Below are 24,363 nucleotides of genomic sequence, written 5' to 3' on the forward strand. Positions count from 1 at the left end.
CCCTCCCTCTCCCTGCCCCCCGGCCTGCCCGCCCCCGCCCCCCCGGGGGGGGGGGGGCGACTCGGCGGTCGCCACGCACGGCCACCCCCGTCCCACCCCCCACCTGCCGGCGCGCGGGATGCGGCACCGCGCGTGAGGTGCGTACAGTTCCGGGTCGGACGTGGGTGGGCCGGTACGATCCGGCGTGGGGAACGGGACGAGACGAAGGCGCATGACGGCGGACAGCATTACCGAAAACGGTCAGGACGGCATCGACCGGAGCCGGCTGGAGACCTGCCTCAGCGTCTTCGAGGCGCTGGAGTCCCTGCCACCCGACCACCCCGACGTGGTACGGGTGCAGCGGGCCACCGCGAAGCTGTACAAGGTGATCAAGCAGCGGCGACGCGAGGAACGGCGGGACGCCATCCTGGCCGCCGACCGCGCCGTGACGGAGGCCACCGCCACCGGCGCACCGGGCCGGATCGACGACGAGACCCAGGGCATCCCCCTCGCCTCGCCGACCACCGGCACCACCGCCGGCTTCCTGCACAACCCGCGCGGCTGCTACATCTGCAAGCAGCGCTACCGCGAGGTCGACGCCTTCTACCACCAGCTCTGCCCGTCCTGCGCCGCGCTCAACCGGGAGCGCCGCGACGCCCGTACCGACCTGACCGGGCGACGCGCCCTGCTCACCGGCGGCCGGGCCAAGATCGGCATGTACATCGCGCTGCGGCTGCTGCGCGACGGCGCGCACACCACAGTGACCACCCGCTTCCCCCACGACGCCGTCCGCCGGTTCGCCGCCATGCCGGACAGCGCCGGCTGGCTGCACCGCCTGCGGATCGTCGGGATCGACCTGCGTGACCCGGCCCAGGTGATCGCCCTCGCCGACTCGGTCAGCAGCCAGGGACCGCTCGACATCCTGATCAACAACGCGGCGCAGACGGTCCGCCGCTCCCCCGGCGCGTACGCCCAGCTCGTGGCCGCCGAGGCGGCGGCCCTACCGGACGGTCCGCTGCCCGAGCTGATCACGTTCGCCAAGCCCGACGGCCCGGCCGGTTCGCCGGGCAGCCTGACCGCCGGGCCGCAGTCGACAGCCCTCACCCCGCACGCGCTCACCGCCCTGGCGTTGACCAGCGGCTCCGCCTCACCGGAACGGATCGCCGCGTCCACCGCCATCGACGCCGGTGGCCTGGTGCCGGACCTCGACCCGGTGAACAGCTGGGTCCAGCGGGTGAACGAGGTCGACCCGATCGAGCTGCTCGAAGTGCAACTGTGCAACGTGACCGCGCCGTTCGTGCTGGTCAGCCGCCTGCGCCCGGCGATGGCCGCCGCGCCGGCCCGCCGCAAGTACGTCGTGAACGTCTCGGCGATGGAGGGCCAGTTCGGCCGTGGCTACAAGGGGCCGGGGCACCCGCACACCAACATGGCCAAGGCCGCGTTGAACATGCTGACCCGTACCAGCGCCCAGGAGATGCTGACCGACGGCATCCTGATGACCAGCGTGGACACCGGCTGGATCACCGACGAGCGCCCGCACCCGACGAAGATGCGGCTGGCCGACGAGGGCTTCCACGCCCCACTCGACCTGGTCGACGGCGCCGCCCGGGTGTACGACCCGATCGTGCGCGGCGAGCAGGGCGAGGACCTGTACGGCTGCTTCCTGAAGGACTACGCGCCCTGCGCCTGGTGAACGCCGTCCCACCCGCTCGACGAGGAGAAGGTACATGTCATCCGACCGCGACCCGTGGCCGACGCTCGACGATCTGCTGCGCGAGGAGAGCGAGCTGGAGCTCGCGGGCCTGACCGAGACGGACGCGTACGAGCTCGGGGTGCTGGCCGTCACGGCCGCCGCGCAGCAGCGGCTGCCGATCTCGGTGGGTGTGTGGCGAGCCGGACGGCAGCTGTTCCACTGCGGTCTGCCGGGCTCGACGGCCGACAACGACGGGTGGCTGCGCCGCAAGGGGCGGGTGGTGATGCGGTTCGAGCACTCGTCGCTCTACATGGCCCGTCTCTGCCAGGACAAGCAGACGACGCTCACCGAGAAGTTCGGCCTGCCGGCCTCGCGGTACGCCGCCGCCGGCGGCGCGATACCGCTGCGCGTGCGCGGCACGGGCGTCGTGGGCTGGTTCGGCGTGTCCGGGCTCCCGCAGCTCGACGACCACCGCTTCGTCGTCGACATCCTCGGCAGGCTCCCGCGCTGACCCGCGCATCGAGGGCCGGGCGCCCCCGCCCGACCCTCGATGATCGTCAGCGGCTGGCCCGACGGTTCGCGCGCAGTGCCCGCAGAAGGACGCCGGGGGCGGCCAGCGTGCGCGGATGCTCCCGCATCGAGACGACGTCGTTGAACCGCCTGGCGACCGCGACGTCGGTGACCGTCGCCGCCACGATCTGCCGGCTGGCCCAGCTGGAGAGCCGGTAGCCGCGCGGGTAGGGCCCGTCGACGTGCGGCAGCGCCAGGTCCGCCGACGTCGAGATCGACCAGGCCGCGTCCACCACGACCTTCTGCATGTCGAGGTACGCGCGGGCCGGCGCGCTCAGGTCCGGGTCCGACCGCAGGTACGTCGACAGGCACGCCGCGTGCAGGGCGGCGGCCGTCATCCCCTGCCCGTACACCGGGTTGAACGAGGCGACGGCGTCACCGACGCTGACGAGCCCGGCGGGGAACCGCGCCACCGCGTGGAAGTCCCGTCGCCGGCTGTCGGCGTGCGCGTACGTCCGGACGTCGCCGATCATCTCGCTCGCGGCGACCTCGCCGAACTCCGGCGGGAACTGGTCGCGCAGCCGGCGCACGAAGTCCTCGGCCGTACGACCCGGGCGATGGTCCCCGTACCCGGCCATCATGGCCATCCACCGGCCGTCCTCGATGGCGAAGTACGCGGCGCCGGCCACGTCCTCGGACATCTTCGGGCTGAGCAGCGCCATGACGACCGCCAGGTCGGGGTTCGCCTCGGTACGCCGGAACAACGCGGTCGCGTAGTTGAGGTGCACCGTCATCCGCCGCGTGACAGGCCGCTCCCAGCCGGCCTGCTCCAGCCAGTCCGACAGTCTGCTCGAACGCCCCATGGCGTCCACCACGAGGTCCGCGCTCTCCGCGCCCGGGAGTCCGTCCACGTCGCAACGGACCCCGGCGACGGATGCACCGTCGACCACGAGGCCGGTGGCACGGGCCACCACCGTCTTGACGTTGGGCAGCCGCAGCACCTGCTGGCGGATCAGCCCCTCCAGCAGGGGGCGACTGCCCGCCAGGCTGTCGGCGTCGTCGGGCACGACGACCTTCAACCGGCCGTCGAGGTACGTGCGTCTGGCCGCCGGCGGCGCCTCGACCGCCCCGGCGGCCAGGGCCTGCTCGCGAAAGCCGGGAAACAGTCGTTCGAGCTGGAGAAAGCCGCCGGGCAGCAGCGCGTGCAACTGCGTCCCCTGCGGTACGCCGGGCCGCTCGCCGGGCACCTGGAGGTCGTCGCGCTCGATGATGACCACGCTGTCCGCGTAGTCGGACAGCACCCGGGCGGCCAGCAGCCCGGCGACGCTGCCACCGACCACGACGGCCTTGCCCAGGACCGGGGACGCCTGGTCGGGAGGTGGCGCGGCGTTCAGCGCGGCGAAGACCTGAGCCGGAGAGAGGGACATCGTGCTCTCCAAGAGTTACGAGGCGTGGTGGCCTCCCGGAGCCCGTCGGCGCTTGCCGCACGGACGGGGGCGGTGGACGGCCGTTCAGAGACTGCGCATCGATCGTTGCACACACGTCGGACGTCGCCTGGCCGCCTCCACGCGGGTGTCGGATACCAGCCAGCACGCTGGACTAGGTGGACGTTCGGATGATCCGGTCTGGCGTCTTCCTTCGGCGGCTGCCACGATCACCGGATGCCCGTCGCCCGTCGTACCCTGCTCGGAGCCGGCCTGGCCGCCGCGACCGGCGCCCTCACCGGCTGCGGTGACAACCGCGCGGCCGGTCCGGCCGTCGGAGACGGTGACGCGCTCACCGCGACCGACGCGGCGGGAAACAGGGTCGGGTTCGGCCCGGCCGGGCAGAGCCCCGCGGCCTCCGGCGCGCCCTCCCCGAGTGGTGCCGCCCCACCCGCCGGCCAGGCCCGCTACGCCGCGGACGTGACCGCGCTGCTCCGGCGGCACCTGCCCGGCACGCCGCAGACCGTCACGCACAAGGGCTTTCCCGGCGCCGTCGCGGTCGTCCTGGTCGGCGGGGAGACGGCGGTGCACACGGCGGTCGGTGAGGCGCTGCGGTACGGGGCCGGCCCGAAACTGCTCGCCGCGAACCAGCGCGTCGCGATGCGACCCGACTCGGTCTTCGACCTCGCCTCGGTCACCAAGGTCTACACCGCAATCCTGCTGCTCCAGCAGGTCGACAGGGGACGCGTCGAACTGGGCGCCCCGGTCCGCGACTACCTGCCCGGGTTCACCGGCTCCGGCAAGGACCGGATCACCGTCGAGATGCTGCTCACCCACACCAGCGGCCTCCCGGTCGGCGCGAAGGTCACCGGCCTGCCGGACAACGCGGCCCGCTGGAACGCCGTGCTCGCCACACCGCTGGTCTCCGGCGCCGTACCCGGGAACACGTTCCGCTACTCGAGCGTCGGGCTCATGCTCGCCGGCAGGATCGTCGAGAAGGTCACCGGTCAACGCCTCGACCAGGCCCTCACGACCAACCTCACCGGCCCGCTCGGCCTGCGCGACACCGGCTTCAGACCCACCACCTGGCTGTCCGCCAACGTCCGGGCCGCGCGCATGGTCGCCACCGACGCCCGCTCGTCGCGCGGCCTGCTGCGCGGCACCGTCCACGACGACGTCGCCAACCACCTCGGCGGCGTCGCCGGTCACGCCGGCATCTTCGCCACCGCAGGCGATCTCGCCGCCGTCGGTCAACTCCTTCTCGACGGCGGCACCTACCGGGGCAGGCGGATCCTCGCCGCGGCGACCGTGCGCCGGATGCTCACCAACCTGAACGCCGGCAAGCCGGCAGTCGACCCCGAGCGACCCCACCGCACCTCGGCGCACGGCCTCGGTGTCGTGCTCGACCAGCCCTGGTTCATGGGCGGACTGGCCTCGGCGCGGACCTTCGGCCACACCGGGTTCGCCGGTCCCTCGCTGCTGGTGGACCCGCGCCGCAGACTCGTCCTCGCCCTGCTCACCAACCGGGCACACCCCAACTGGAGCTGGGCGAACCCGGACCCGGTCCGCGCCGCCGTCGGCGACCTGCTGGCCCGCAGGGTGAGCTGACCGCGGGCGGGTCAGGTCCGTCGCGACCGGGTGGGCGCGTCGCCGTGCGCGCTCCGCGTCGGCCGCCGACCGAGGGTGAGTGCGATCATCACCAGGGCCAACGCCCAGAGGATCACGAAGGTCCAGATCGGACGGCTCTGGGTGGCCGCGCCCACGAACCCGCCGACGGCATAGCTCACCAGGCAGAGCAGCCCGATCAGGGCGAGCCGACGGACACCCGAGGTGTCGCCACGGCCGAAGAGCCAGTCGAACAGCCCCTGGGTGGTGCGCAGCACGGTCCCGGTCTGGTAGGACGTCGCCGTCTGCACGCCGAAGGTACGGACCACGAGGCCGCCGAGGATGCCGATGGGCAGGGCGCACAGGGCGGTCAGCAGGGTGCGTTCGGTCAACGAGTCGCGTCCTGAGTCGAGCCCTCGGTCGACAAGCCCCCAGACGACGAGCAGGGCGAGCATGACGACAAGTTCGACAGTCGGTGGGGTGATCGGGCCGACTGGCGGGAGCCGCCGGAGACCGGCGCCGAGCAGACCACCGAGACCGAAGGCGACGAGAGACGCCACCGCGGACGGCCAGGCCGGAAGGTGCCCGGCCAGTCCCATGCCGACGAAGACCACGTTTCCGGTCTGAATTCCGACGAAGACCTTGTACCGAAGAAACGAGAAGGCGTCGACCACACCGGCCAGGCCGACCCCCATCGTCAGTGCGAACAACGGTGCCCGGAACACCACTTCACTCGTCCGCCACCGATCCGGCGGGACCTGGGCCGATCGTCCCGATCCGCGCTGCGAGTTCGACATTCCGCACCCTACCCAAAATCGCCTGCCGCAAAACTCGCGTTCACGACGGCCGAATGGCGCGATCGCGCGATTCCCCGGACGGCTCCGCACCGGAATCGTGGTCGGAAAAGACGTCGCACACGGCACGTCGATTCGTCGACGGCGACATCGAGGCAGAAGGAGGATGCGATGGGCCTGGGCCCCATGGCCAGAATACGCGTCAAGTTCTATTCGTTCGCCGCCGTGACCGTTGCCGGAATCGCCGTCGGTGCTCCAATGTGGAGCGTCCTGGCGGCGGCTCTCATCTGCGTCGCCATTCCCTTCGCGGTCGTGGCCCAGGACGCCGGGCCGCTGCGCGCGCTGTTCCTTCCATCCCGCGTCGCCGCACCGGCGACCACTGTGAGAAAGGCTGCCCACCATGCGCAGATCCCCTGACGGATCGTCGTCGAACGGCGACGGTTCGATGATCGGCACGCTTCCTCGGAACCCCGCGATCGACAAGACGCACCCGGACCTGGTGAATCCGCCCTCCACCGACCACGGTCTGGTGCCGAACATGGTGTTTCCGTTCTCGCTGGCGCACACCCGCCAGGAGAGCGGCGGCTGGACCCGGGAGATCACGAACCGCCTCCTGCCGATCGCCCACGACCTGGCGATCGTCAACATGAAACTCAACCCGGGGGCCTACCGGGAGCTGCACTGGCACGTCCAGTCCGAGTGGGCGTTCATCCTCAAGGGCAGCGCCCGGATCGCCGCCGTCGACCAGGAGGGCCGCAACTTCCTCGAAGACGTCAAGGAGGGCGACCTCTGGTACTTCCCGGCCGGCATCCCGCACCACATCCAGGCGTTCGAGGAGGGCATCGAGTTCCTCCTGGTGTTCGACGACGGCTGCTACTCCGAGGACGCGACATTCCAGGTGAGCGACTTCTTCGCGCACGTGCCCAAGGAGGTCATCGCCAAGAACTTCGGCTGGACGATGGACCAGATGCGCAACATGCCGGACCACGAGAAGTACATCTTCCCGGGTGAGATCCCGCCGCCGCTCGCCGAGGACCGGGTCTTCAGCCCCACCGGAGACGTGCCCCGGACGTTCAAGCACCAGTTCCTCGCGCAGACACCCGAGCGCTTCGAGGGCGGCAGCGTACGGATCGCCGACTCGACCAACTTCGCCGCGGCGACCACGACCACTGTCGCGATGGTGGAGCTGGAGCCGGGAGCGATGCGCGAACTGCACTGGCACCCCAACGGCGCTGAGATGCAGTACGTCCTCAAGGGGTACGGCCGGATGGGTGTGCTCGCCAACCCCGCCACGGCCCGCACGTTCAACCTGGAGACCGGGGACGTCGGGTACGTGCCGATCTCCATGGGCCACTACGTGGAGAACATCGGCAACGAGCCGTTCGTGTACCTGGAGCTGTTCCGGTCGGCGAAGTTCGAGGACATGTCGCTCATGCAGTGGCTCGCGAACGTCCCGCCCGAGGTGGTCGCCACGACGCTGAACATGCCCCGTGAACTGATCGAGGTGATGCCGAAGGAGAAGCATCCGGTGCAGCGGCACTGAGCCGCCCGCACGCGCGAACGCCACGACCGGCGACCCCGGGTCGTGGCGGTCGCGCGTACAGGGAGGTCAGGCGCCGGTCTCCCGGGCGTCCCAGGCGCGGGCGAGCGCCACCCGGCTCCGGACGCCGAGCTTGCCGTAGATGGCCCGCAGGTGGGTGTCGACGGTGTGGAACGACAGGAACAGCTCACTCGCCGCCTGCTGCTTCGTCGCGCCGCGCGCCAGCAGTTCGGCGACCCGGGCCTCGGCCGGGGTGAGCGCGTCGACACCTGCACACCGCTCCGGGGCCTCGTTGCGGTCCCGGTCGGTGATGGCGCGACCGACCCGGCGGGCCCGTTCCTCGTCGCCGCTCGCGCCGAGGCGTACGTAGAGCGCGGCAGACGTCTGCGCGGCGGCGAGCGCCTCCCGCGCCGGGACCCGTGGTGAGCTGGCCAGGTCCAGCAGCGCGTCGGCCAGGGCCGGACGCGCGGAGGTGGTCCGCAGCCGGGCCACCGCCGTGCGCAGCGCGCCGGGATCGCCGGTCACGAGGCCGTCCACGTGGTGGGCGACACCCCGCCACAGCCGGTCGTTCGTCCTGCCGGCGACGCGCTTCAGGTGGTTGGCGAGCGTCTCCGCCCGCACGGTGTCGCCGAGCGTCAGCGCGGCACGGACCAGACGCGGCCCGTGATGCGGCACCAGGAGGAGCTGCGCCAGCGAGCGTTCGGTCAGGTCGATGGTGGCCCGCACCAGCGCGCCGTGACGTTCCGGTTCGGGGTCCCCGGCGACGGCGCAGCCCAGCCGGTACCACCGCAGGCCGTCCGGCCAGTCCAGCGTGGGGTCCTCGGACGCCAGCAGCGCGCGGGCCACCGCCACCTCACCCCGGTGCAGGAGGACCTCCACCACCGTGGCGAGCAGGCTGAGGCGTGCCCCGTCCAGCCGCTCGTCGGCGGAGCCCTTGAGGGCGAGTCGGGCGCGCGCCTCGGCCTCGGAGAACTCCCCCACCGCGAGGCGCGCGACGCAGTCCAACGCGGTGAACAGCGGCCGCGCCGCCACCCCGATGGTGTCGATCTCCGTGATGAGGGCGTCGAGTGCGGTCCGCGCCTCGGCGAAGCGGCCCCGGGAGATCTCGTTGGCGATCCGGTCGACGCGCAGCAGGACCCCCTGGCTCCGCGTCGCCGGTTCGGCGCCGTCCACCTCCCGCAGGATCTGTCCGGCACGCGGCAGATGCCCGGCGCCCGTGGCGCTGGCCGCACGGGCCATGGCCAACCGGACCGCGCCGCCGGGCGTCGGCGCGAGGGTGTGCGCCCGCTCGGCCTCGGCGAGCAGCCGGCCGGTGTCCCGGTGGCCGTACCGGGCCGCCACCTCGGCCAGGGTCGTCAGGAACCAACTTCGGTCGGCGGCATCCGGGTGCTGGTCCAACGCGCGTTCGAGGTAGGTCATCGACAGGGAGGGGCGCTGGGACGCGTAGTAGACGGCCATCCGGTCGAGCAGGACGGCCCGCTGGTGCGGCCCGTACCGGTGGGCGGCCACCTCGTCGTGCAGCAGCGCCAGCCCCTCGGTGAGCCGCGCGGCCAGGAAGAGGTTGTCGGCGGTGGCGATGAGCCAGTCCAGGCGGGCGTCCGGCTCGTCGGGAGCGCCCGTCGCGAGCATCAGGTCCGCCGCGAGCGTCGGGCTCACCGCCGGTTCGGTGACCAGGTGGGCGACCGCCGTCCGGGCGGCGTGGCTCGCCACCGGCATCGCCCGCAGCAGCTGGCCGGCGGCCTGGGCCGGGTACCCCGTCGCGGCCAGCACCAGGCCCGCCGTCTCGTGCAGTGTGCGGCGCACCGGCGGCGGAACGGACGCCAGTATCGTCTCGCGACGTTCGGACGAGGACAGTCGCAGCCCGACGGGCGTATCGACCAGGACATTGTCGGCGATCAACGCCGCCACCGTCGCCTCGAAGGACCGGCTCGACGTCCCGCCCGTCCCGGCGAGCATCTGTTCGAGGAAGCGTCTGTCGCACGGGGCGTCCGCGACCGCCACCGCGTGGAGTACGCGGCGTTCGTCGGCCGTCTCGATCGACGAACCTCCGGTGTGCCCGGCACGACGGTTGGTCAATGGCGTCTCAGGCAACGGACAACCACCTCTGGTCGACGCTTCCCGACAACCCGGCCGCAGCCGTGGCGTTTGCGGGTCGGACCCGTCACAGCGAGACTAACCAGGCCGAATGCTGATCAGGTGCAATTCCGCGCACAAAGGCGAATGAGATTCCGGTGTACGCGGCGTCAGTGCGTAATCGCCGATTCGGACGCGCGGATCGAATGGCCACAAACCCCACACGAGAATGGGTAAATTACCCAGAGAGCCGATATTCGGAATCGCCGGGACGACCGACGGATCCGCGACACGCCGCCCGGAGCCCTGGAGAGTCGATGGTCCGCTCCGCACCCCCACCCGCCGGGCAGGGACCGGGGTGGAGCGACAAGCCGGATGCGCGCCACGAGTTCCGTCAACCGATCGTGGTGCTGGCCCTGACCACCGCGATCGCGGGGTTCGTCGACGCGTTCGCGTACCTGACCTACGGCGCCTTCGTCGCCAACCAGTCCAGCAACGTCGTCTTTCTCGGCATCGGTCCGGCCGGCCGGCATCCGGCCTGGCCGGCGGCTGCGGCGTCCCTGGTCGCGTTCGCGGCCGGGGCGGGGATCGTCACCCGGCTGCGCGCGGCGCGGATCCGGTGGGCGCCGTCGGTCCGTGTCCTCGCCGCCACCATGTTCGCCATGTCGGTGTGGGCGGTGCTGAACGTCCTGTTGGACCACGGCCGCCACGGCCCGCAGTCGCGGATCGCGCTGTCGGCGCTCGGCGGATTCAGCATGGGCTGCCTGGCCACCCTGTTCGTCCGCACCGCGGGGGTCGCCACCACCATCACGTACCAGTCGGGCACGGTGGCGAAGACCGGCGAGCGGATCGTCGGGTGGGTCGCCGGCCCGACGGCGGATCGGAGCAGAGCTCGTCGGGCCTCGCTGCTGGGCCTGCTGACGCTCGCCGGGTACGCGGTCGGCGGTGCAATCGGCACGCTCGCCCAGCAGCGACCGCTCTGGGTGCCCGCCTGGGCGACGCTCGCCCTGCTGGCCGTGCTCGCCCTGGCCCGGCGCGATCCCGCCTCCGCCCGCAGCTGAGACCAGGTTCACGGGGAGCCCCCGAGCTTTTGCCGACACGGTGTCGATAAAGTTGCCGACACCTCGTCGGAAAACCGCTCGGGGTCGTCTCTCGATGGAGGTCCCATGTTCCTGGCGTTGCGCGAACTCCGCTTCGCGCGCTGGCGATTCACCCTCATGGGCAGCGTGGTGGCCCTGATCGCCGTGCTGATGGTGCTGCTGTCCGGCCTCTCGTCAGGCCTGGTCAACGACGGCGTGTCCGGCCTGCAACGACTGCCCGTCACCGCGTTCGCCTTCGACGGCGAGACCAAGATCGATTCGGCGTTCTCCCGCAGCATCGTCGACAGCCAGCAGGTCGACCGGTGGCGGCAGCAGCCCGGCGTCCGCGAGGCGGAGCCGTTCGGCAACCTGCTGGTCAACACCCGCAGCAGCCGCGACACGCCCGTCGACCTGGCCCTCTTCGGTGTCGAGCCGGGCTCCTTCCTCGCCCCCACCGCCGCCGAGGGGGCCGACGTGGGCACGCCGGACGGCATCGTGGTGTCCCAGACCGCCCTCGACAACGGCCTGCGCGTCGGAGACACCGTGACCGTCGACCGGATCGGCACCGTCCTGACCGTGGTCGGCGCCACCGCCGACCAGCACACCTTCGGCCACGTCGACGTGGCGTACCTGCCGCTGGAGAGCTGGCGACGCCTCCAGGCGGGCGTAGGCCCAGGCCAGGCGCTGCCCGCGAACGCCGCCGACCGGGCCACGGCGGTCGCGATCCGGGCCGACGACACCGTCGACCTCGCCGCCGGCGACGCCGCCGCCGGCACCACGACCGTCACCAAGAAGGAGTCGTACGGCGCCTCGCCCGGCTACACCGCCGAGACCACCACGCTGACCCTCATCGAGGCGTTCCTGTACGCCATCTCGGCGCTCGTCGTCGGCGCGTTCTTCACGGTCTGGACGATCAACCGCCGGCACGAACTGGCGGTACTGCGCGCGATGGGCGCCGCCAAGCCGTACCTGCTGCGTGACGGTCTCCTCCAGGCGCTGGTCATCCTGACGCTCGCGATCGCCGCCGGCGTGGCGGTCGGCGTCGCCCTCGGCAGCCTGATGGGTGGCAGCGGCGTGCCGTTCGCCCTCGAAGCGCCAGCGGTCGGCTTCGCCGCCGTGCTGCTGGTGCTCCTCGGCCTCCTGGGTGCCTCCGCCGCCATCGTCCGCGTCACCACCATCGACCCGCTCGCAGCCCTGGGAGAACAGCGATGACCACCACCGACCGCACGGGCCTCACCCTGTCCGGCGTGACCCTGCGCCTCGGTGACGGCGACGCGACGGTCACCGCCCTGGACAACGTCCACCTGAGCGTCAGTCCGGGCGAACTGCTCGCCGTCGTCGGCCCCTCGGGCGCGGGCAAGTCCAGCCTGCTCGCCGTCGCCGGCGTGCTGACCACCCCGGACGAGGGCACCGTGACCATCGACGGACGCGACGTCGCCTCGATGAGCGCCAAGGACCGGGCCGCGTACCGGCGCGACCACGTCGGATTCGTGTTCCAGAGCGGGAACCTGCTGCCGGCCCTCACCGCCGTGGACCAGCTCCGGCTGGTCACCAACCTGAGCCGCAAACGGGTCGACGACCGCAGCCCGGAACAACTGCTCGCCGACGTCGGGATGGCACACCGTGCCGACCGTCGACCGCACCAGCTCTCCGGTGGCGAACGGCAGCGGGTCGGCATCGCCCGCGCCCTGGTGGGACGCCCGTCACTCCTGCTGGTCGACGAGCCGACCGCGGCCCTGGACCGGGCACGCAGCCACGACGTGGTGCGGCTGCTGGCCGAGGAGACGAAGCGTTCGGCGGTCGCTACCGTGATGGTGACCCACGACCAGGACGTCCTGGAGCACTGCGACCGGGTGGTGGAGATGATCGACGGACGGCTGTCCGGCAACTGACGGACGCGAGGGAGGGCCCGTGCCACGCATCAACGCACCGACGGTCGCACAACACCGGGCCGAACGGCGCCGGGCCCTCCTCGCCGCGGCCCGTACGCTGCTGGCCGACGAACCGGGACAGGCACCCAGCCTCGCGGCCGTGGCGTCCCACGCCGGCCTGCCCCGCTCCTCGGTCTACGAGTACTTCCGCTCCCGCGACGACCTGCTGCTGGAACTGGTACGGGAGGTGCTGCCGAACTGGTCGCGCCAGGTCACCGAGGCGATGGCGCAGGCCGACTCTCCCGGCGGGCGGGTGCTCGCGTACGTGGCGACGAACCTGCGCCTCGTCGCCGAGGGCGAGCACGCCCTGGCCGCCGCGCTCATCGAGTCGGTCCCCGGCGACGAGGTCAACGAGAGCGCCCGGCGGATGCACGAGCAGATGAGCACACCGCTCGTGGCGGCGCTCACCGAGCTGCGACTGCCCGATCCGGGCAGCACCGCGGCCCTGATCAGCTCGGTGGTCTACACCGCCAGCCGGATGATCGAGACGGGTGCGGACCGGACCGCCACCGAGGATCGGGTCCGGGAACTGCTCGGGCCCTTCCTGTCGCACCGCGTCGGGCAGGGCGGCTGAGCGCGGACCGCGAGTGCCGACCGGGCCGCCGATCACCGGTGTCCGATCACCGGCGAGGTCCGGTCCACGACGTACGGCGGCGGCCGGTCTCCCCCACGGGTGACCGGCCGCCGTCGCGTCATCGGTCAGAGCCGGGCGGCACCCGCCTCGGTGGCCTCCCGCACCGCCGAGGTACGACGCACCTCGGCGCGCCCGTCGCCGGCGTCCTCCCGGTCCGGCGCGGCCACCCGGGCGGCCCGGTTGGTCGCCGCCGCCTGGTCACCGGTCACGCCGCCGCGGATCCGGTTGTTGGCGGCCACCTGGGCGGCCGGTTCGTTGCCCGTCACGGTCAACGCGCCGTTGATGATGTTGTCGTCGACGGTGACGCCACCGGTGGTGCTGGTGACGCTGACGTCCGCGCCCCAGTAGCCGCCGGAGGCGCAACTGTCGAGGCCGCCGTTCGGGCCGAGCTGCACGCCGCCCAGGTTGCCGGCGAACGTGGCCTTGCCGCGTACCGCACTGCCGCACACGACACTGCCGGTGGCGCTGTTGAGCACCGACAGCGTGCCGTCGACGAACGAGTCGTGCACGTCGGTGTAGTAGGTGCCGGTGCTGCTGAGGTTGCGCTGCACCTGGGTGCCCCGGTCGAGTCGCACCTCACCGGCGCCGACGGTGACGTGCCCGGCGATCGTGGACGCCTCGGCGAACAGGAAGCTGTCGATGGTCGCCGCGCCCTTCGGGCGTACGGTCACCGTGCCGGTCCGAGCGTCCTTGAGGAAGACGCCGTACCCGCCGGCGGCCAGCACCACCTGACCGTCGACAGTCGTGTCGGTGGCGTCGAGGTAGCCGTCGGCGGCGACGCGCACCTCGCCGCTGACCCGCCCACCTGTCACCACCAGGTTGCCGCCGGCGGCGACTGTGACGTTGCCGGTGATCGTGGTGCCGGTCAGCGCGCAGGACTCGCCGGCCGGCACGTACAGGTCGTTGGGCACGGTCACCGCACCACCGGTGCCGATGCAGTGGGTGACCAGGTCGGCGTGGGCGGTGGGCGCCACGGTCAGCACCGAGGCGGCGACGACGGCGCTCACGGTGGCCAGCTTGGCGACGGTACGTCCGGGCATCGTGGTTCTCCCTGTCGGTGAGATTCGAGGACTCATGCGCCGACCTCCGATCGGCCCGCGGCCCGGACGATGGCGCCCTGCTGCCGCTTGGTGAGCGTTCCGCCGGCCACCAGCGCGGCGGTGACCGTCTCGACGTGCCGGACGAAGGCCGCGTGGCCCGGGTAGTCGGCGTGCTCGTCGATCAGGTCGTTGATGGTGCAGCCGTCGCCGGTGTCGACGTTCGCGATCCCGGTGTCGTCGCCGTCGATGACCACCGTGGCCCGGGTGTCGGACCCGGGGCAGGCGTCGGTGCCGTCGGCCACCACGGTGAACGTCGTGGACTGCTCGGTCGCGGAGTTCCCGGCGGCGTCGGTGGCCCGGTACCGCAGGGTGTGCGCGCCTGTCGCGCGGACGGTGACCGGGGCGGTGTACGCGGTCCAGCCCCCGGTGTCGAGCGCGTACTCGACCGACGCCACACCGGAGCCTGCGTCGGTCGCGGTGACGGTGACTGTCGCGGCACCGACGTACGCGCCGTCGCCGTCGCGCTCGCCGGTCACGGTGGCGGCCACGGCCGGCGGAGTGTCGTCCTCCTGCGGCGGTGCGACGACGGTGAAGTGGGACATCTGCTCCACCGACGTGTTGCCGGCGACGTCGGTGGCCCGGTAGTGCAGCATGTGCATCCCGGCCGCGTTCACGACGACCGGGTTCGTGTACGCGGTGAAGGCTGCCCCGTCGAGGGCGTACTCGATGGTGGCGACACCGGAACCGGCGTCGGTGGCGGTCAGCGTGGCGGTGGCCGTTCCGACGTAGTTGCCGTCGCCGTCGCGGTCCCCGGCCAGCGCGGCCGTGACCACCGGCGCGGTGGTGTCCTCCTGTGTCGGCTCGACGATCCGGAACGCCACCGAGCCGACGGCGCTGGTGTTGCCGGCCCGGTCGGTGGCGCGGAACTGCACCGAGTGGTCGCCCACGGCGGTCAGCCGGACCGGCTGGGTGTACGGCTGGAAGCTGGTGTCGTCGACCTGGTACTCGACGGTGTCCACACCGGAGCCGGCGTCGGTGGCCGAGACGGTCACCGTGGCCGAGCCGACGTAGTTGCCGTCCGCGTCGCGGTCACCCGCCACGGCGGCGGTGACCGTGGGGGCCGTGGTGTCCTCGCCACCCCCGCCGTCGGTGACCACCAGTTCGCCGACCATCTGGCTGTGGCCGGGGATGGCGCAGAAGTAGCGGTACCGGCCCGGGGTCAGCGTGACGGTCGCCTGGTGGCGGCCGTCGTTGGCGTCGAACGGGTTGGCCAGGATGTTGAGGGTGACGTCGTGGTTGTAGCCCTCGGTGGAGGTGTCGAAGGTCAGCGTGTGCGGCATCCCGGTGGTGTTGCCGGTGGCCGCGCTGTTCTCCCAGATGATCGTTGTCGTACCGGCGACCGCCTGGGTGGGCACGGACTTGTAGCGGGTGGTGTCGTCGTCGGCGGTCCAGGTCAGCACCTGGTCCGCGACGCGCGGGGCGGCGGAGGCGGGCGTCGCGGCCAACGGGGTCACCGTGAGCAGCAGCGCCGACAGCACAGCCGTGAGGCGTCTGATCATCGTTTCTCCTAGAGTTCCCGCACGCGGATGTTGCGGAACTCGGTCAGGTCGTTGTCGCCGTGGTTCTGCACGCCGATGAAGCCGCGCAGGAACTGCCGCAGGTCGGTGGGCGGGTCGCCGGCCCGGGAGGACTGCTTGCCCGGCGTGTTGTCGAACTCGTTGATCACCACACCGTTGCGGATCATCGTGTAGTGCTGCCCGACCGCGCGGATCTCGTAGTCGTTCCACCGCTCCTTCGGGGTGACGCCGGCCTGGGCGAGCGGCACCGGGTCGAAGTTGTAGACCGAGCCGGTCTTCTGCGGCTCACCGGTCTCACCGTCGTAGATCTGGATCTCGTGTCCGCAGTAGATGGCCATCCAGGCCGGTGACGTCCGGGCCGATCCGACCGTGCCGCAACTGCCCGGTGGCCGCTGCTCCAGGGGGGTCCGCAGGTCCGGGAAGCGGATGAAGACGCCGGTGTTGGCGCGGCCGGTGCCCGGAGCAATGTCGCGGAACTGCACCCGCAACGAGAAGTCGCCCAGTTCCCTGGTGTGCCAGAGCATGCCCAGGCCGCCGCTGGAGCGCAGCGACCCGTCCGGCTGGATGGCGAACGAGCCCGACGGCGCCTGCTGCCAACCGCGCAGCGACTCGGCGGTGCCGTCGAAGAGCGGCTCGTACCCGGTGTGTCCGTCCCGGCCGATCCCGGACGCGGCGGCCAGCCGGGTGAGGGTGCCCGACTCGCGGGCGGTCAGCAGGTCGTCGTCCTGCACCGCGCGCGTCACCGCGCTCACGTGCCGGACGAAGGTGTCATGGTCGGGCCAGGTGCTCTCGTCGTCGATCAGATCGTTGACCGTGCAGCCCTGCCCGACCGTGCGGCTGGGCACCCCGGTGTCGGTGTCGCCGAGCCACACCGTGGCCCGGGCGTCGGGCACCGCGCAGCCCACCGTGACGCCGGTCTGTGCCGTCGCCGTCGAACCGTCGGCGTACGTGACGGTCAGCTTCGCCGTGTAGGTGCCGACCCGGGCGTACGTGTGCCGGGGGTTCGCCTCGGTCGACGTGCCTCCGTCGCCGAACTCCCACCGGTAGCCGACCCCGCCGGAACGGGACCCGGTGAAGGCGATGGTCAACGGCTTGTTCTGCACGGCGACCGAGGTCGCGGCCGGCGCCGGGGTGGGCGCGCCACCGGTGTAGGTGATCCGGATCAGCTTCTGGTTGGGGTGCAGGCTGAAGAACCCGCCTCCGTAGTCCAGCAGGTAGAGCGCCCCGTCCGGGCCGAACTTGGCGTCCATCCAGCTCTGCAACCGGTTGTCGCCGTTGCCGCCCGGGATGATGGCCCGCAGCGACTCGGCGTACACCGGTGGGGCTGCGGTCGGCACGCCCGCCGGGTCGACGGTGACCGCGACCCGGTTGGCCGCGTTCGACTGGTCGCCGATGAGCCACTTGCCGTCCCAGTGCTCCGGCCAGGCCACCCCGCTTGTCGTGTCGACGAGTTCGCGGTGGTAGGTCGGGCCGGACATGATGGCCTGCCCGCCGCCGCGCAGGTACGGCTGGGTGTAGGTGGCTTCCGCCGGGACGTACGTCGGCAGGCCGCTGCCGTCGGTCCGCTTCGGGAACACCGGTCCGCCGCCGCCCGGCGAATACCAGATCATGTTGTCCCGGGCCGCCGGGATGTCCACCAGGCCGGTGTTGCGTGGTGAGGTGTTCTTCAGGTTGTCGCAGTCGTACCAGCCGGTCAGCTCGGTGGCGTCGGTGCTGCTGCGGTCCCGGTAGGGCTGCCTGTTGCCCATGCAGTACGGCCAGCCCTGGTTACCGGCCGAGGTGATGATGGTGGCGGTCTCGTACTTGGCCGGGCCCAGGGTGGGGCTGGGCGTCGACGCGTCCGGGCCGACCCAGCCGGCGGTCAGCCACTTGTGGACCGGGTCGATCTGGAGGCGGGCGATGTTGCGCACGCCCATCACGTAGATCTCCGGTCGGGTCTTCTCGGTTCCCGGTGGGAACAGGTTGCCCTCGGGAATGGTGTACGTGCCGTCCGGCTCCGGGTGAATGCGGATGATCTTGCCGGCGAGGTCGTTCGTGTTGCCCGAGGTGCGCCGGGCGTCCTGGAAGGAGATCCCCTGGTACTCCTGGGTCCAGTTGTTACCGGAGTAGCCCTGCGACCCCTCGGAGGAGTTGTTGTCGCCGGAGCCGACGTACAGGTTGCCCCTGTCGTCGAACGCCATCCCGCCGCCGGCGTGGCAGCAACTGTGGATCTGCACCGGGAACTGGAGCAGATCCCTGCGGCTGGCCTGGTCGATGGTCTGCGCCTGGCGGTCGTACGTGAACCGGGAGACGGTGCGCTGCCCGACCCGCTTCACCCGGTCGATCGACTCGTGCGGCATCCAGTAGACGTAGAGCCAGCCGTTGTCGGCGAACGCCGGGTCGGGCACGATCCCGAGCAGGCCCTCCTCGTTCTTCACCAGTTCCGAGCCGCTGCCCCGGTTGCCCATCACCTCCAGGGTCGTGAGCAGCTTGACCTGCTTGGTCCGTGGATCCCAGGAGTGGATGGTGCCGCAGCCCAGGCCGACGTTCGGGTTGTTCCAGTCCGCGACCGGGCCGCTCGGGCAGGCCGCCTTGCCGACGTAGAACACGGTGCCGTCCGGGGCGATGGTCAGCCCGTGCGGCTCGCCGATCTGGTCGAGCTGACCGGTCTGGTTGGCCGCGGTGAGCCGCTCCACCTTGTAGTTCGACGCGATCGTCGCCTGGCAGTCACCGCGTACCCGCCCGGTGGTCCAGTTGAGAGCCCCGGTGAGGTGCGCGCGGAACGCCTCCTCGCCGTAGCTGCCCTCGGTGTGACCCATGCCGGTGTAGAACGACCGGCCCCCGTCGTAGTCCCGGCACCAGGACACCGGGTGGAAGGGCCCGTTGGCGGCCGGACCCGGGTCGTAGTGCCGCTCCTGCACCTGGGCGAGCGTGTGCACGGTGCCGATCGGGTTGGGATCCCAGTTCTCCCACCGGTCCGAGCGGGTGACGGTCAGCGGCAGCGACGCCGTGGCCGGGTGTTTGCGGTCCAGGATGTCGACCACCGCGCGGTTCACCGCGGGCGGCTCCGGGGCGGTGGTGCTGCCGGTGAACAGGCGCAGGTCGGCGAGCTGGATCAGCGGCTCGCCGCTGTTCGCGGTGACGTTCAACCGGTAGCGGGTGAACTCCTGCGGGGTGGCGATGTCGAACCGGCGGGTCTGGAACCGGTCCGGGAAGCTCTGCCCGGTGCGCCGGTCCAGATCGGACCAGGTCTGCCCGTCCGTGGAGCCCTGCAGGGTCCAGTCCTTCGGGTCGCGCCCGGCGGAGTCGTTCCCCGAGGTCAGCGCGTACCCGGTGATCCGCTTCGGGGCGGCCAGCTCGTACGCCACCCAGGCGGTCGGGGTGCGGACCAGCCACTTGGTGTTGGCGTCGCCGTCGGTGAGCTTCTCCTTCGTCTCGTTCGGCGCGTTCTCGCCGCTGGCGGTCACCCGGGCGACCGGCTCGGCCACCGGGATGGCGCCGGCCGGGCGGGTGCCGATCAGGCCGGTGAACCAGGTGGAGTCGACCTGGGCGCGGGCGGCGTCGGCGATGCCGACGAAACCGCCGCCGGCCTTCATGTAGCTCTGTAGCGCCGACTCCTGGTCGCGGTTGAGCGCGGCGCCCGTCGCGGAGAGAAAGACCACGCTGCGGTACGCGGACAGCCCGGCCGTGGTGAACACGCCCGGGTCCGTGGTGGCCGTGACATCGATGTCATTACTGACAGCAAGCTGTCGGATGGTGTCCACGGCGCGCGAAACCGGGTCCTGCTGCTCGGCCACCGGCCCGTGGAACACGAGGACCGCGCTCTTCGTCTGCGCTGCCGCCGGCGCGGGGCGCGGTGCGGCCGCCGCCGCGCTCGACGCCGTTGCCGTCGTCGTTGCCGGGATCAGTGTCGCGATGGCCGCTACCGCGGCGAGGGCTCGTCGTAGATCTCTGGTCATCCCCGTCCCCACTTTCGGTCAGCTTCCGTGCGTGTGGGTGTGGCCCTGGAACCGGTGGATCGCCTCCTCGGCACCGGGCGGCATGCTCCCGTCGGCGTTGCGCACCAGGAAGATCCCGGCCATGCCGCCGTCGGAGTGGAACTGCACGTGGCAGTGGTACATCCAGGCACCGGGGCCGACGCCCTCGCCGGCCAGCACCTGAAAGCCGAACGAGCTGCCCGGGTTGAGGTCCTTGTTGTCGATCACCAGGCTCGGATCGGCCGGACCTTCGAGCATGCCTGTGCGGTTGTCCGCCCAGCGGTGCGCGTGCAGGTGGAAGGTGTGGAAGGTGCCACCGTGCCCGATGGCGATCCACTCCACCCGCTCGCCGAGGTTCGCCTCGAACATCGGGGTGTCCGGCGCCATCCGGTTGTTGATCATCATGTCGTTGAACACCACGGTGAACTGCTTCGACGGCAGGATGTCGCCGCGTCGCCGGACGACCAGCGCCCCGTACAGTCCCTTCGCGACACCGCCGGTGCCGTGGTCGGTACCCATGGCGTGGTCGTGGTAGTGCCAGTAGCCGGCGCTGCCCGGCATGTACCGCCGACCCGCCGCGGCCACCATCTCGTGGGAACGCCAGACGTACGTGCGCGTCTCACCGGGATTGTTGAACGAGGCGTTGAACGGGCTGCCGTCCGAGTCGGTGCTGTAGTCCACCCCGTGCGGATGGATGGACAGCCGCTGGGTGGTGGTGTTGACCAGGGTGATCTCCAGGGTGTCGCCCTCGTACATCTCCAGGACCGGCCCCGGTACGGTGGCCCGCCCGGGTTCCAGGCCGTACCCGAACAGCCCGCCGGGTAGCTGTTCGGCGTAGAGGGTGACCTTCTTCGTGACGCCGGCGGCGGCCCGGGCCGGGCTGCCTCCGAAGGCGGTGCCGAGCGTGGGGGCGGACGCCCCGAGCGCGCCGGCGGCGAGCGCTCCGGTGGCGATCAGGGATCGACGGGACAGGTGGCGGTGGGAGCCGACGGCGTGATCGTCCATGGGTCTCCGTTCCCGACCGGGCGAAGACGCGACGAAGGGCAGGGTGCATCGACCGCCGAGCGCGGAGGTCCAGGCACGACTGAGGGTGAGGCTCGTCGCGTGCTCTGCTCGGAAGACTCAGAACTTTCGGTGGATGACAGCAACTTATGTAATCCATCGACGAAAGTACAGGTCTGATTGCAGAAAGATTACCTTGACATCACGACGTACTTCGATCGAGCATGAACCTGCCGGTGCGGCACCACCGCACGCACCAACGGCCCGCCGGCACCTGCCGGCGGGCTGTCGAAGAGGGTGTCAGATGCGGTGGCGGTCGTCGGCCGGCAGGCCCGGGGCCGCCGGCGGCTCGGGCGCCTGGTCGGGCTGGCCGAGCTGCGCGACACGGGTGGGGTCGAGGACCCGGGAGAGGAACGCGCGGGTCCGTTCGTGCTTCGGCGCGCCGAGCACCTCCTGCGGTGGCCCCTGCTCGACCACCACGCCACCGTCCATGAAGACCACCCGGTCCGCCACGTCGCGGGCGAACGCCATCTCGTGGGTGACGACCATCATCGTCATGCCGTCCTCGGCCAGCTGGCGCATGACGGTGAGCACGTCGCCGACGAGTTCCGGGTCGAGCGCGGACGTCGGCTCGTCGAAGAGCATCAGCTTCGGCTCCATCGACAACGACCGGGCGATCGCCGCCCGCTGCTGCTGCCCGCCGGAGAGCTGCGCCGGGAACGCGTCGGCCTTGTCGGTCAACCCGACGCGCTCCAGGTTGGCCCGCGCGATCCGCTCGGCCTCGGCGCGACCACGCCGCAGCACCCGGCGCTGGGCGATGGTGAGGTTGTTCAGCACGGTCAGGTGCGGGAACAGGTTGAACGACTGGAAGACCATGCCGATGCCACGACGCACGGCGTCGACCTCGACGTCCGGGTCGGTCATCTCGACGCCGTTCACCCAGATCCGGCCGGCGGTCGGCTCCTCGAGCAGGTCCACGCAGCGCAGCAACGTCGACTTGCCGGAACCGGACGGCCCGACGACGCAGACCACCTCGCCCTGGGCGACCTCGAAGTCGATGCCCTTGAGCACCTCCAGGGGCCCGAACGACTTGTGCAGGTCGCGGATCTCGACGGCGGGACGGGGCGGCGTGGTCGTCATGCGGGTCACCGGGCCTTGGCGTAGCGGAGTTCGAGGCGGCGTACCACCTGGGACAGCGGCAGGGTGATCACCAGGTAGGCGAGGCCGGCCACCAGCAGCGGAGTCGCGTTCACCCGGTCGTTCAGCATGTCCCGACCGAACTTGGTGATCTCGATGGTCTGCGCCGTCACGCCGAGCACGTACGCCAGCGACGAGTCCTTGGTGAGCAGGATCAACTCGTTCGTCAGCGGCGGGATCACGATCCGGAACGCCTGCGGGATGACGATCGTGCGCATGGCCGTGAAGTGCGACATGCCGAGGGTGCGCGCCGCCTCCATCTGGCCCTTGGGGACGGCCTGGATGCCGGCCCGGATGGTCTCGGCCATGTACGCCGCCGCGGTCAACCCGAGGCCGATCGCGATGGAACCGAACACGCCGCCCGGGATCTGGCGCTCCGGGAAGGCGATCGGGATGCCGTACCCGACGAGGAAGAGCACCAGCAGCGCAGGCAGACCCCGGAACAACTCGATGTACGCCGTCGCCACCCAGCGGTACGGCGCCACCCGGGACAGCCGCATCAGCGCCAGGATGGTGCCGAACACCAGACCGAAGGCGAACGCGCCGAGCGTGTAGAGGATGGTGTTGCGCAGCGCGACTGTGATGATCGTCGGGAACATCGACTTGATGATGTCGACGCGGAAGAAGGCGTCGGCCAGCCTGTCCCAGTCCGCGGCGAAGAGCACCGCGGCGATGACGGCGATGAACACCAGGTACTGGATACCGAGGGACAGTCGTTCCCGCTGACGGCGTCGCAGCTTCACGTTCGGTCGTTGCCTTCCCGGAAGGGGTGCCGGCGGGCAGGGCGCCCCAGCGCCCTGCCCGATGGAGCGTCGATCAGGCGCTCGGCCGCTTGCCGATCCACTTCTCGTAGACCGTGTCGTACGTGCCGTCCTGCTTGGCCTTGGTCAGCGCCTCGTTGATCTTCTTGAGCAGCTCCGGGTTGCCGTCCTTCTTCACCGAGAAGCCGTACTGCTCGCCGGTGTCGAACTCGGCGGCCACCTCGAACCCACCCGGGTTGTTCTTGAGGTACTCGGTCCAGACCGGCAGGTCGTTGATGGCGGCCTCGACCTGGCCGTTGGCGACGGCCTGCTGAAGGGCGGCGAGGTCCTCGAACTCGACGAGCTGCAGGCCCTTCTCCTTCTCGAACTTGCGGGCGTAGTCACGGCCGGTGGTCGCCGCCTGGATGCCGACCTTCTTGCCCCGAAGGTCGTCGAGCGACTTGTACGCCTTGCCGGTCTTGACGAGCATCGCCTGGGTCGCGTCGAAGTACGGGTCGGAGAAGTTCATCACCTTCTGCCGTTCCTCGGTGATCGTCATGCCGGCCGCGGCGGCGTCGCACTTGCCGGTGTTCAGGTCCTGGCCGGACTTGATCCCCTCGAACGGGGTGTCGATGATCGTCTGCTCGACGCCCAGCTCCTTGGCCACCAGGTCCATCAGGTCGACGTCGAAGCCGGTCACCTTGCCGCTGGCGTCCTTGGACTGGAACGGCGGGTACGGCAGGTGGGTGCAGACCGTCAGCTTGCCCGCCTGGACGAGCTTGACGCCGTTCGCCTGGACCTCGCTGTCGTCCTTCTTGGCGCATCCCGCGGTGACCGCCAGGGCGGCGATCGTCGCGAGGAGTCCGGCCTGGCGGGCTGCGCTTGAGAACCTCACGGCTGTGTCCCTCCGGTGCGGCTCCCCTTGTGACGGGCAGCCAGGTTGGTGCGAAGACGGTGTGACAGGCGACGGTACCCGATCCGACGGGCCGCACCCAGATCACGGCGGGCAGCTGACGCCGACACCACGGCCACGGAGGCGGTGAACCCGACACTCCGCCCACAACCGGGCGAGTGCCGGGGGCTCGACGCGGCGGTTAGCCTGTCCCCATGCGCGACTCGGTGTCCGGGAGTGATCCCGATGGCTGACGCCGACGATCTTCGGAGTCTGGCCCTGTCGCTGCCGGACGTCGTCGAGATCGACAGCGAGGGCTTCGACTTCCGGGTCGCCAACAAGGGCTTCGTCTGGTCCTACCCCGAACGCCGGCCCGGCGAGCGCCGGCGCATCCGCACCGACGTCGCGGTGCTCTACGTGGGCGACGAGGCCGAGAAGCAGGCGCTCCTGCTCGGCGAGCCCGAGCTGTTCTTCACCACGCCCGGATACGGCGGGCTGCCCCTGGTCCTGCTACGGCTGGAGCGGGTGGACGTGGAGCGCCTGACCGAGCTGGTCACCGACGCGTGGCGGATGCGCAGCGCCGCTCGCTCGGAGTAGCAACCCCGGCACACGACGTGCGACCCTCGCCGTATGTCGGACGGGGACCAAAAGATTTGTGGAGTTCCTACAACTGAGGGCCGGTCGGTTCGGTGATTGC

Annotated in this window: 20 protein-coding genes; 10 read left to right on the plus strand and 10 right to left on the minus strand. The window is 71.2% G+C overall.

Features of this window, described 5'->3' with window-relative positions; genetic code table 11:
* Positions 1-211 precede the first annotated feature (211 nt).
* Positions 212-1,672 carry an SDR family NAD(P)-dependent oxidoreductase gene (locus ABZS77_RS22115; RefSeq protein WP_354825778.1) on the plus strand — a complete coding sequence of 487 codons (1,461 nt, stop codon included), beginning with the start codon at positions 212-214 and terminating at the stop codon, positions 1,670-1,672.
* A gap of 34 nt (positions 1,673-1,706) precedes the next feature.
* Entirely contained in the window at positions 1,707-2,183 is a 477-nt protein-coding gene (locus ABZS77_RS22120) for a heme-degrading domain-containing protein (protein WP_354825780.1), read from the plus strand.
* 46 nt (positions 2,184-2,229) lie between these two features.
* Here the strand turns inward: ABZS77_RS22120 and ABZS77_RS22125 are convergent, their stop codons facing one another.
* Positions 2,230-3,609 carry an FAD-dependent monooxygenase gene (locus ABZS77_RS22125; RefSeq protein ID WP_354825783.1) on the minus strand — a complete coding sequence of 460 codons (1,380 nt, stop codon included), beginning with the start codon at positions 3,607-3,609 and terminating at the stop codon, positions 2,230-2,232.
* 234 nt (positions 3,610-3,843) lie between these two features.
* Between ABZS77_RS22125 and ABZS77_RS22130 the strand changes: the two genes are divergently transcribed.
* Positions 3,844-5,214 (plus strand): serine hydrolase domain-containing protein, encoded by a 1,371-nt coding sequence (locus tag ABZS77_RS22130; RefSeq protein WP_354825786.1) that lies wholly within the window; start codon positions 3,844-3,846, stop codon positions 5,212-5,214.
* A gap of 11 nt (positions 5,215-5,225) precedes the next feature.
* Here ABZS77_RS22130 and ABZS77_RS22135 read toward each other — a convergent pair whose 3' ends face one another.
* Positions 5,226-5,936, minus strand: coding sequence for a DUF1275 family protein (locus ABZS77_RS22135; RefSeq protein ID WP_354825789.1), 711 nt, complete (start codon positions 5,934-5,936; stop codon positions 5,226-5,228).
* Between the two features lie 240 nt (positions 5,937-6,176).
* Between ABZS77_RS22135 and ABZS77_RS22140 the strand changes: the two genes are divergently transcribed.
* A complete protein-coding gene (locus ABZS77_RS22140) occupies positions 6,177-6,422 on the plus strand; it encodes a hypothetical protein (RefSeq protein WP_354825792.1) in 246 nt (81 codons plus the stop codon).
* Positions 6,406-7,548: a cupin domain-containing protein gene (locus ABZS77_RS22145; protein ID WP_354825795.1), complete on the plus strand. Its 1,143-nt coding sequence runs from the start codon at positions 6,406-6,408 to the stop codon at positions 7,546-7,548. The genes ABZS77_RS22140 and ABZS77_RS22145 overlap by 17 nt, the downstream gene beginning before the upstream one ends.
* Positions 7,549-7,614: 66 nt before the next feature.
* Here the strand turns inward: ABZS77_RS22145 and ABZS77_RS22150 are convergent, their stop codons facing one another.
* Positions 7,615-9,636: a helix-turn-helix transcriptional regulator gene (locus tag ABZS77_RS22150; RefSeq protein WP_354825798.1), complete on the minus strand. Its 2,022-nt coding sequence runs from the start codon at positions 9,634-9,636 to the stop codon at positions 7,615-7,617.
* Between the two features lie 299 nt (positions 9,637-9,935).
* Here ABZS77_RS22150 and ABZS77_RS22155 point away from each other — a divergent pair, with 299 nt between their 5' ends.
* From ABZS77_RS22155 to ABZS77_RS22170, 4 genes are all read left to right on the plus strand, one after another.
* Positions 9,936-10,679 (plus strand): YoaK family protein, encoded by a 744-nt coding sequence (locus ABZS77_RS22155; protein WP_354825800.1) that lies wholly within the window; start codon positions 9,936-9,938, stop codon positions 10,677-10,679.
* Between the two features lie 105 nt (positions 10,680-10,784).
* On the plus strand, positions 10,785-11,909 hold the full coding sequence (locus ABZS77_RS22160) for an FtsX-like permease family protein (RefSeq protein WP_354825803.1): 1,125 nt from the start codon (positions 10,785-10,787) through the stop codon (positions 11,907-11,909).
* Positions 11,906-12,589 carry an ABC transporter ATP-binding protein gene (locus ABZS77_RS22165; protein WP_354825805.1) on the plus strand — a complete coding sequence of 228 codons (684 nt, stop codon included), beginning with the start codon at positions 11,906-11,908 and terminating at the stop codon, positions 12,587-12,589. The genes ABZS77_RS22160 and ABZS77_RS22165 overlap by 4 nt, the downstream gene beginning before the upstream one ends.
* Positions 12,590-12,608: 19 nt before the next feature.
* Entirely contained in the window at positions 12,609-13,202 is a 594-nt protein-coding gene (locus tag ABZS77_RS22170; protein ID WP_354825808.1) for a TetR family transcriptional regulator, read from the plus strand.
* 125 nt (positions 13,203-13,327) lie between these two features.
* Here the strand turns inward: ABZS77_RS22170 and ABZS77_RS22175 are convergent, their stop codons facing one another.
* The 7 genes from ABZS77_RS22175 to ABZS77_RS22205 form a co-directional block, all read right to left on the minus strand.
* Complete coding sequence (locus ABZS77_RS22175; RefSeq protein ID WP_354825810.1) at positions 13,328-14,302, minus strand: hypothetical protein; 975 nt, start codon at positions 14,300-14,302, stop codon at positions 13,328-13,330.
* Between the two features lie 32 nt (positions 14,303-14,334).
* Positions 14,335-15,861, minus strand: coding sequence for a plastocyanin/azurin family copper-binding protein (locus ABZS77_RS22180; protein WP_354825813.1), 1,527 nt, complete (start codon positions 15,859-15,861; stop codon positions 14,335-14,337).
* Positions 15,862-15,869: 8 nt separating this feature from the next.
* Entirely contained in the window at positions 15,870-19,817 is a 3,948-nt protein-coding gene (locus tag ABZS77_RS22185; RefSeq protein WP_354825816.1) for a ThuA domain-containing protein, read from the minus strand.
* An 18-nt stretch (positions 19,818-19,835) separates the two neighbouring features.
* A complete protein-coding gene (locus tag ABZS77_RS22190) occupies positions 19,836-20,840 on the minus strand; it encodes a multicopper oxidase domain-containing protein (RefSeq protein WP_354825819.1) in 1,005 nt (334 codons plus the stop codon).
* Positions 20,841-21,137: 297 nt separating this feature from the next.
* A complete protein-coding gene (locus tag ABZS77_RS22195) occupies positions 21,138-21,977 on the minus strand; it encodes an amino acid ABC transporter ATP-binding protein (protein WP_354825822.1) in 840 nt (279 codons plus the stop codon).
* A gap of 5 nt (positions 21,978-21,982) precedes the next feature.
* Complete coding sequence (locus ABZS77_RS22200; RefSeq protein ID WP_139585342.1) at positions 21,983-22,777, minus strand: amino acid ABC transporter permease; 795 nt, start codon at positions 22,775-22,777, stop codon at positions 21,983-21,985.
* A 73-nt stretch (positions 22,778-22,850) separates the two neighbouring features.
* Entirely contained in the window at positions 22,851-23,669 is an 819-nt protein-coding gene (locus ABZS77_RS22205; RefSeq protein WP_354825825.1) for a basic amino acid ABC transporter substrate-binding protein, read from the minus strand.
* A gap of 243 nt (positions 23,670-23,912) precedes the next feature.
* Here ABZS77_RS22205 and ABZS77_RS22210 point away from each other — a divergent pair, with 243 nt between their 5' ends.
* Positions 23,913-24,263, plus strand: coding sequence for an MmcQ/YjbR family DNA-binding protein (locus ABZS77_RS22210; protein WP_354825828.1), 351 nt, complete (start codon positions 23,913-23,915; stop codon positions 24,261-24,263).
* Positions 24,264-24,363 lie beyond the last annotated feature (100 nt).

Origin of the sequence: Micromonospora sp. NPDC005298, assembly GCF_040607375.1 — a bacterium.
GTDB lineage: Bacteria > Actinomycetota > Actinomycetes > Mycobacteriales > Micromonosporaceae > Micromonospora.

Bases quoted from the DNA above. Each gene is read 5' to 3' on its own strand.
- ABZS77_RS22190 (WP_354825819.1), bottom strand. From the start codon at position 20,840: ATGGACGATCACGCCGTCGGCTCCCACCGCCACCTGTCCCGTCGATCC.
- ABZS77_RS22185 (WP_354825816.1), bottom strand. From the start codon at position 19,817: ATGACCAGAGATCTACGACGAGCCCTCGCCGCGGTAGCGGCCATCGCG.
- ABZS77_RS22125 (WP_354825783.1), bottom strand. From the start codon at position 3,609: ATGTCCCTCTCTCCGGCTCAGGTCTTCGCCGCGCTGAACGCCGCGCCA.
- ABZS77_RS22140 (WP_354825792.1), top strand. From the start codon at position 6,177: ATGGGCCTGGGCCCCATGGCCAGAATACGCGTCAAGTTCTATTCGTTC.
- ABZS77_RS22155 (WP_354825800.1), top strand. From the start codon at position 9,936: ATGGTCCGCTCCGCACCCCCACCCGCCGGGCAGGGACCGGGGTGGAGC.
- ABZS77_RS22120 (WP_354825780.1), top strand. From the start codon at position 1,707: ATGTCATCCGACCGCGACCCGTGGCCGACGCTCGACGATCTGCTGCGC.
- ABZS77_RS22160 (WP_354825803.1), top strand. From the start codon at position 10,785: ATGTTCCTGGCGTTGCGCGAACTCCGCTTCGCGCGCTGGCGATTCACC.
- ABZS77_RS22175 (WP_354825810.1), bottom strand. From the start codon at position 14,302: ATGCCCGGACGTACCGTCGCCAAGCTGGCCACCGTGAGCGCCGTCGTC.
- ABZS77_RS22210 (WP_354825828.1), top strand. From the start codon at position 23,913: ATGGCTGACGCCGACGATCTTCGGAGTCTGGCCCTGTCGCTGCCGGAC.
- ABZS77_RS22145 (WP_354825795.1), top strand. From the start codon at position 6,406: ATGCGCAGATCCCCTGACGGATCGTCGTCGAACGGCGACGGTTCGATG.
- ABZS77_RS22180 (WP_354825813.1), bottom strand. From the start codon at position 15,861: ATGATCAGACGCCTCACGGCTGTGCTGTCGGCGCTGCTGCTCACGGTG.
- ABZS77_RS22165 (WP_354825805.1), top strand. From the start codon at position 11,906: ATGACCACCACCGACCGCACGGGCCTCACCCTGTCCGGCGTGACCCTG.
- ABZS77_RS22115 (WP_354825778.1), top strand. From the start codon at position 212: ATGACGGCGGACAGCATTACCGAAAACGGTCAGGACGGCATCGACCGG.
- ABZS77_RS22195 (WP_354825822.1), bottom strand. From the start codon at position 21,977: ATGACGACCACGCCGCCCCGTCCCGCCGTCGAGATCCGCGACCTGCAC.
- ABZS77_RS22130 (WP_354825786.1), top strand. From the start codon at position 3,844: ATGCCCGTCGCCCGTCGTACCCTGCTCGGAGCCGGCCTGGCCGCCGCG.